Consider the following 8,027-nt stretch of genomic DNA (forward strand, 5'->3'; position numbering starts at 1 on the left):
TGCTTGGTGAGCAAATGGGGAAATGAAAGTGATTTTTTACACCACTTCAAACAAATTTTTTATGTCGGCAATTTTGAATTGTGTTAGCAAAGGAAAAGCGACTTTCTATCGAAAAATATTTATCGATATTGACCAAGCTGAGAAAGGAATTGCGAGTTTAATTAAGCGGTACAATGTTGGTTTAGGTTCTGCAACAAACAATAAAAACTTTGCCTGTAATGGACACCTTGTTATTCAGTACAACCAAGATTTAAGGCAAAAAAGACAGGTCATCATTTGTATTTTGATTACTCTACCTCAAGAAATCCGAGATACTTCTCTGCTGTATCAAAAGCTAGTTGCAGACTTACAAGTCGAGCCTGCGCCAACTCCACGAAAAAGGAAAAACCTTGCGATTGCTTATCAGAAAGACTTTATAAAAAAAGACTTCAAGGAAAGGGATGGATCAGAAAATCGTGAAGAATTTCATAGCTTAGAGCATGAGAAACAGAGGATCTACATCTACAATGTTGATTCAGTCGTAAAGCTAGAATTGAGAAAGTCAGACTATCCTAAAGCCAAAGTAAGACAGATGCAGAAGTATGCCGATGAACAGGCTTTAAAACAGGGTAAACCACCTAGAAAAATCAGTGGATCTCGATGGACTTGGCATCTCACGCCTGTTTATATGGATCTGATATTTTCTGTAGCCAAAGTTGAGATTGATAAAAAGATTTTGATTAAAAAGGATTTAATCAAAAAGACGGTTACTCAATCAAAAGCTAATATGCCGACTAAGGATGTGATAAAGCGTCAAGCAAGGTTAGAGCCTTCTGAGTACCGTGAAGCGATTTCTAATGTCGCTTTCATGGTTGACACCATTCCTATGTTTGGCGGTACTTTGGCTGATGTGGGGCAAGTGGTACAGAAACTTGAAAAGCAGTTCAATCGAGGGCAAGCACATAAAGCTAAAGGTGCTTGGGCTACTCAGAAAAAAGTTCATTTGCCGATCACAGAAGCTTTTGATATTCAAAGGCTAAAAAAAGAAGCATCATATTCGACCCGTATCGATTGGAAGTATCATTCCTTTTCTTCTTTGTATGAAGCTGTTGAAACCTTTGCAGATCATGAAGATATGGACGAAAAGTATAAGCAAAAAAGAGAAGAAGACGTTTTAAAATTCTATGAAAAGGGGCAAGCAAGGATTGCAAGAAGAACCAAACAGCAGAACAATGACCGCAGGATTAAACTCAGTAGAGAACGGGTACAGAAATTGATTCAAAAGCGGTTTTCAAAATGGAAAGATAAAGTCCGTGGGATACATAAGGATCAAAAGCAGTAAGTGGATCTGGCCAACCACACCAGGATTTTTTCAAAATCTTGGTGTGGTTGGCAGGTCAAACTTAGCCCTTAAAGTCTGTTTCAGTTCGCAAAGCCTTGAAAATGCGCTTTGCTGTATTTTCACGAACCGATTTTGGATCTCGTAAAATATTCGAAATCCATACCGCAAATGCTTGATAGTCCTTGTTGCCTGCAAGGTCACTGATGCTGTGGACTTTTGAAAGAATGGAGCTGTAAGTGTTGATCTGGCTGTCAGTCATCTTGCAGAACATATGAACGGTATTTTGATCTCCACCCTCAATCGCTTTCAGCTTCGACTTCTCCTTGACTGTAAAACTGAAGCCAACGACAGCACGCCCCGATTTTATGTTCTCGTAGGTTACGTTAATATCTGTCTGTTCTGTAATTTCATCTAATGATGGTTGAATTACACGTTTTTTTAAGTTGCTTAGGTCATTGTATGAATCGGGCACGCCTAGCTCATTTCTAAAATCTTCTAGGGATATTTCAAATCTCCCCATTGCCTGAAATTTTTTAGCTAGATGATATAAGTCGAAAGAGTAGTCCCTTTTCAATCTCAGTATGATGTCTTTTTTGTACTTGGTATAGGGATTTACCTTGTCGAACTCTTTGAGCATAAATAAGACAACTTCGGGAAAGCGAATAGCAATCCCTCCTGATTCGTAAGTGCAGTCAATTACCCAATTAGATAAGACCTTTTTGTTTTTTTCATTATGATAAGAAAAATATCTTTTAATCAATGACTTACTTGCTTTTTCTAGCTGTGCATATGCTGAGTGCTGTGTGATCCCACACTCTTTCGAAAAATCTTCTGCCGTGATGATAATAGCGTCTTTTTCCGTAGCATCTTGTGTACGTGCAAGAGGGCTAGAAAGAATCAAAAGGCGTTTTTCATTTACACTCATGCTTTTAAAACACTCTTGAATGTTATTTTGCATTACGACCCATGATGGAGGGTAAGTTGTTATTTTCATAAAGCTAAAAACCAAAAAAGTACAATAGATATAATGTACTTAATAATAGCAATATAAGATCAAAAAATCTATAAAAGTACACAATCTACAATAAACTTTTTATGGGTTTTCGCTCAAATTTTGAGTCCCCTATTTGTACTTTTTTTTAATAAAATGCAATCCAGTATCCAATCTACAATGTGCTTGGTTTTGGGTTTAGATCCAAATTCGAGTCTTTTTTGTGCTTTTTTAGCAAAACGCAACAAAGAATCTAGTTTGGAATGTACTTTGTATTGGGTTTTCGCCCAAAATATACCCATATTATTTAATTTACTCATTTAAAGTACAATGTATTTATTGTACTTTTTAGTCCCTCAAAAGTACTTAGTTAGTCCCTCAAAAGTACTTTTTAAAACGCTAAAAGTCCCTCAAAAGTACTTAGTTAGTCCCTCAAAAGTACTTTTTTAAAGTCTGAAAGCATTGATATATATGGCTTACATGGGGGGCTAAAAGTCTTTTAAAAGCTTATTAAAAGAATAAAAGAAAACAGGGGAGTGAAAACTGCCCTATGACACTCGCTAAAGCTCGTGGCATTTTGACCTCGCTAAAGCTCGGTTTAAGGGGCAGTTTTAGGTTACGATCTTGAGAGGACTCTAAAAAAGTAAAAGCAACTTACGGCTTCGCTTCGCTCAGAAGCTTTTTTTACTCGCTTCGCTCGATCTAGAAGCAAATATAAGCAATTGATTTACTGCTTTTTTGAAGCAAATGTTTTAAAAACGGTTTTTCAGAGGGTCTAAGCGCAAATTTTGGTATGGTCGCTCGTAGACACTCGCTCGGAAAGTGCAGTCAGATGCAAAAAAACAGAGATAGGGATTTAGAGACCCATAAACCATCTATTGTGATTAAAAGTAGTCGTATTCTGCTCTATTTTGATCTGTGTGGCATTTTTATTTACTTTTTATATCCAACCAGCACAATTGATTTAAAGTGGCTTAAAAGGCAAATGGAGGGATTTTATCAAGGGTGGAGTTTTCGGATAATTTTTAAATGTGGTTTCAATACGATTTAAATAAGCAAAAAAACCGCAATTCATTGAAATTCACGCTGAGTATAGAAATTGCGTATAAGAGATTTTATGTTAAATAGTCGAATAAAAAGGATCACATTAATGATCCTTAGCTTGATATTTATCAAAAATTTCTTTTTTGAATATAGGGGCTAATTTTAAAGATGCAGTCCAACTTGAATTAGGTCGACCTCATAGCCACCTCATAACGCAAGTCGTCTTTTGCTTGCATCAACCAATGACTTACCTCTGTATGTGTTTGCAACTCAAATTTGAGTTGCTCTACGACACCCGATCGGTTGATCTCGAAACAGGGCAAGCCCAATCACCAGCTATACCACATGTTCGGCAGGTAGTTTTCTTCTCCTGATAGAAGCCTTACTGTTTGACGCAGGCTTTTTTCAATCAAATTTAAACCAATTAATTCACTTAAATGGGTTAGTGAAGGCTAAGAGTGTTGAAGAGTGCAATCTAAATTCTGAGATAAAATCATAAAAAATGAGCGTATTTACATACACTCATTTTTACTACATTTATCTAATGTCTGCTTAAGTGAAATTACAAGAACCAGAAGCCATTTTACATGTTGTAGTTGCTGTTCCAGGTTTTTTAGTAGGAGTAGCAACAAAGTCATTAGCATCATTAGCAGCGGTTGGAGCGGTTGCAGGAACGTATTTACATGCACCGGTTTTAGGTGGAGCAGCTGGAGTATCACCAAGCTGCAAGTCTAAAAATGCTTTTTTCGCATAAGCACTAGCTTCACCTAGACAAGCCTTTTCAGAACCTTCTTTAACATAATTTTGATAAGCAGGAATCGCAATTGCTGCCAAAATACCAATAATAGCAACAACAATCATCAATTCGATTAAGGTAAAACCTTTTTGAACGTTCATAGAAACTTCCCCATAAAAAGTATTAGATTATTTAATTTTTAAGCATAAATCATGCCAATACTATTATCAGCTTAATATTAATAATAATCAATATTTTATGTAATTTTTACATTTAACAAAGAATGACAGAAAGTGATAAAAATTGTCATAAATAGACTTTTTTGTAAGTTTAAGCAAAAAAAAAAGCTAGTTTAAAATGTGGAGTTAAACTAGCTTTTCTCAAATTCTAATAGAAAAAAAATTAATTTCAATATCTATTGAAATATAATCAATTCATCTAAGGGAAGTATTGACTACAGTACATTTATTATTTTATAAGCCCTTAATTAGGATCTTCTAACATTTCAGCGATACGAATGGAAAATTGTTCAAGACTCTCTGTGTCTTGTGAGTATTTGCTCAAAACATAAACGTCGAAATTATTCTAAAGTTTCCCTAAAATTAACATAATACACCTTATACGAAATGCAATTTTTATTCCTTTAAAAATCAATTTCTTATATACTATTAAAAAGCTCATTTACCCTCGAATGGGCTTTTTTGTTGATTTTTCATGTTTCACGGCTATTCTTTGATCAATGTTTCACGCTTTTGATTAGCTGCCGTGAACAATAACCTCAGCCATTCGGCAAGAAAAACCGGCTCCAGAAGCCCCTTTTTTCTGGTTCTGGCGCAATATGTTCAGGGACTGGAATACGCTTATTTTCTGTCTGTTCTGGAGTAGTCAATCCGTCATCTTTAGGCTGAGTTTGGATCTCGGCTTCTACTGGAGCTTCTTCTTTGGCTAATTCAACCGTTTCTTGAGGTGCAGCAGCAGGTGTTGGATCTTCTACTTTTGGCGGTTTTGGGGCTTCCAGTAGACGTTGCATAGCTTCGATTTGTTCCTGATAGAACGATTCACGTTCTAGCGATTGATTTTCTCTCAGCACTGCCTGATTTAACTGTTTTTCCAGTATGTCAACTTGACGTTTTAGTAAGTCAACTTCTGTCAAGTTTTGACTGTTAATTGATTGACTTTGATTGACACTAGTCTCTTTTTTTTGTGGTTCCCCAAAAACTCTTAAGGCTTCTGTAAAGTCAATTAAACCATCAGATCCTTTAGATAAATTTCCTTTGTTTATATGTGCATATATGGCCTGTCTTGAATATCCGTAAAGCTTGGCCAACTCTGAAACTGACAGTTTTTTCATTATGTAAACCAGTTTTCAACCTGTGTTAATACTTGACTGTTAACTTAACAATTTCAATTAACAATGTCATTTAAATCTTACTTTTCTGATCTGAGTAAAAGAATTAACTCCTTAACACTTTAAATCACCCTCATTTGCTCTGTATTGGATTTTTATAGACATTCCCCCTTTGTAGATCCATAGGTTTTAAAAAGTAGCTTAAAACGCAAATGGTGGAGTTTTATCAGGGGGTAGGGTTTTCGAATAATTTTTTCAATGTGGTTTCAATACGATTCAAATAAGCAAAAAAAACCGCAATTCATTGCTGAATTGCGGTTCCGAAAAATTTCTTCTATCCAAACCTATGTGTGTTTTTAAAGTCTGGTAGGTTTTTTCTTGCTAACAGGTGCCATATTCGGATCTGCCACACAATTCACAGTCCCAACATTTTTTTATCTGCCAACGTCTTGGATCAGACCTGCCCTGTTGCCAGTAGCTACCCGAAGAACGCTATATCATTTTTGAGAGGAAGTGAATATCTGTGAGTGAATTATTTTTTATCTCATGGAAATAGAAAAGACCGTACTACAAAGGTGCAGTACGGTCTTTAAAAAATGATAAAACAATAGATCTCTCTATGTGTTTAGAATTAATCAATTCACTTGAGAAAGTGAGTGGATTAATTTGATGAAATGTTAATTTAATCAAGATTTTAATCTTGGATGTATTGATTAGAGGGATGGATAGAAAGTTGGTGACTAATCAACAAAAAATCGTTCCATAATTAATACTGTTAAATTTTACAGTTCGTTGGATAGTCCTCGTAAAGCTGAGGATTGCTACACAGAATATGTGTGGATTTCACTCTGCCATCTCTGACAGTTCATCTATTTAACGAAAAGGTAAAGCCGATGAATAACTCTCTCATGCTTACAGGACTGAGATCCTGATGATTTTGTTACCTAAAATCATAAAGGTCTGAACGAGAAAGCGTCAGACTTTGCTTGTAAGCCAAGCGACTACGTTTGCTTTTGTTGCAAGTACCAAAGAAATACCATTTCATACTCGATTAAAGATCTACCAAATCTTAAGTTGAGCATCTCAAAACCACCTATTTTGAAATTGGTTACTTGCAGTCCTTCTTTTGCTTTTTCACTACACACACGCTCGAGTTTTCGTCCTACTGACTTGTACGATTTTTGTCTATCTTGTTGTAAAACTACTAAAACCAAGATAGTTAACGCATTCGCCAATAATAGTGGGTTTCGCCCCCGCCTACTCTCCCGATCTCCCGATGGATAAATGATCCTTTGCTTGCTTTGCGTCAAATGAAGACATTCGCAAGAATTAAAATCAAAACTGTTTTTCTTAGCTTTTGACTAAAAAAATCAACTGTAGTGGCTATTATGAAAAATCATAACTACAGTCACAGCTCCATCTTCCACACTTACACCAAAATCTACTATGTACCCTTCGGATAGCTTATAGCCCTTAATTCCACTCCCCGATCAATCAATTGATCTTCGATTTCCCCTGTCGTCGTTCCGTAAACAGGCTTGGCAAGAATTAAAAACAAAGTTATATCCCATTGATACCCACTCGCACCCCTACACTACAAACAACGTAGTGCTTAGGTTCTGCTAGAGTTGAGCTATTCGTGCTGATTGTGTCTTTCCACACAACCAAAAAGTTTCGACCTAATGATGATCATCTACTTTCCACAGATCCCCGAGCTTCTGCTCTTTCACTGTGACACTCCCTCTCGTGGCATTGCATCTGCGGTTATTTTCCCTACAGAAACACGGCTGAATCGACAAAAAAATCGTCTACAGCTTCGATTATGGTTTCATGGTCGCCCAAGTACCAACCACCATTCGCACAAAGGCATTGGTGGCTCTGTTCACACAATTGGAACGGATAGAAAAAAGGCTGACACGCAACACCATCAAAGATGATATTGCGCTGACACCTTTTAGCCCCCTTCGTTTGCGATACCGAGCCATTTGGCATGGCAGTACGCTTCACGCTGAGGTAGATCGTATTCGTTCGATACATACAGGTCGCCAACCTGCATGCCAAAAAAGCAATGAATTAGAAGTTAGTCAGACTCCCAAAACATTTTTACAAAGAAGAAAAAAGCAAAGGGAGTTGGTAGCTCCCTGTTGAACAAAGAGCTAGACCTAACTTCTAAAAAAGAAGAACCAATTTTTAAAGAATACGGTTTAACAAGCCGAATTTATCACCCTATTCAGGGCGGGGCAATCAGAGTTTCATCAAATTACAGGAACGACTTGATTACACCCTGATTGCCCCGCCACGAAGCTTCGCTTCGTAAGAAAAGCCAGCTTCGCTGACTTTTCTTTTCAAAATCCTTGCTTTGCAAGGATTTGTTTTTAAATGTAAATTTATTAAAAAAAGTAATACCTGAAATTTTTTAAATTATTACATTTCCACTATTACACCTTTTCAAAATTTTATTGCTTGGTGAGCAAATGGGGAAATGAAAGTGATTTTTTACACCACTTCAAACAAATTTTTTATGTCGGCAATTTTGAATTGTGTTAGCAAAGGAAAAGCGACTTTCTATCGAAAAATATTTATCGAT

At 36.5% G+C, this 8,027-nt stretch carries 4 protein-coding genes; 1 reads left to right on the top strand and 3 read right to left on the bottom strand.

Annotated features, from left to right (window positions below; all coding sequences use genetic code 11):
- Window positions 1-22: 22 nt before the first annotated feature.
- Window positions 23-1,321, top strand: a complete 1,299-nt coding sequence (locus tag FTT83_RS14935) for a hypothetical protein (RefSeq protein ID WP_176538541.1) — start codon at window positions 23-25, stop codon at window positions 1,319-1,321.
- A 61-nt stretch (window positions 1,322-1,382) separates the two neighbouring features.
- Here FTT83_RS14935 and FTT83_RS14940 read toward each other — a convergent pair whose 3' ends face one another.
- The 3 genes from FTT83_RS14940 to FTT83_RS14950 all read right to left on the bottom strand — a co-directional run bounded on the left by FTT83_RS14940 (window position 1,383) and on the right by FTT83_RS14950 (window position 5,443).
- On the bottom strand, window positions 1,383-2,279 hold the full coding sequence (locus tag FTT83_RS14940) for a replication initiation protein (protein ID WP_257234915.1): 897 nt from the start codon (window positions 2,277-2,279) through the stop codon (window positions 1,383-1,385).
- Window positions 2,280-3,908: 1,629 nt separating this feature from the next.
- Window positions 3,909-4,253 carry a prepilin-type N-terminal cleavage/methylation domain-containing protein gene (locus tag FTT83_RS16260; protein WP_180176810.1) on the bottom strand — a complete coding sequence of 115 codons (345 nt, stop codon included), beginning with the start codon at window positions 4,251-4,253 and terminating at the stop codon, window positions 3,909-3,911.
- A 617-nt stretch (window positions 4,254-4,870) separates the two neighbouring features.
- On the bottom strand, window positions 4,871-5,443 hold the full coding sequence (locus tag FTT83_RS14950) for a plasmid replication DNA-binding protein (protein ID WP_180062546.1): 573 nt from the start codon (window positions 5,441-5,443) through the stop codon (window positions 4,871-4,873).
- Window positions 5,444-8,027 lie beyond the last annotated feature (2,584 nt).

Origin of the sequence: Acinetobacter sp. YH01018, assembly GCF_013420295.1 — a bacterium.
In the GTDB taxonomy this organism is placed as follows: Bacteria; Pseudomonadota; Gammaproteobacteria; order Pseudomonadales; family Moraxellaceae; genus Acinetobacter.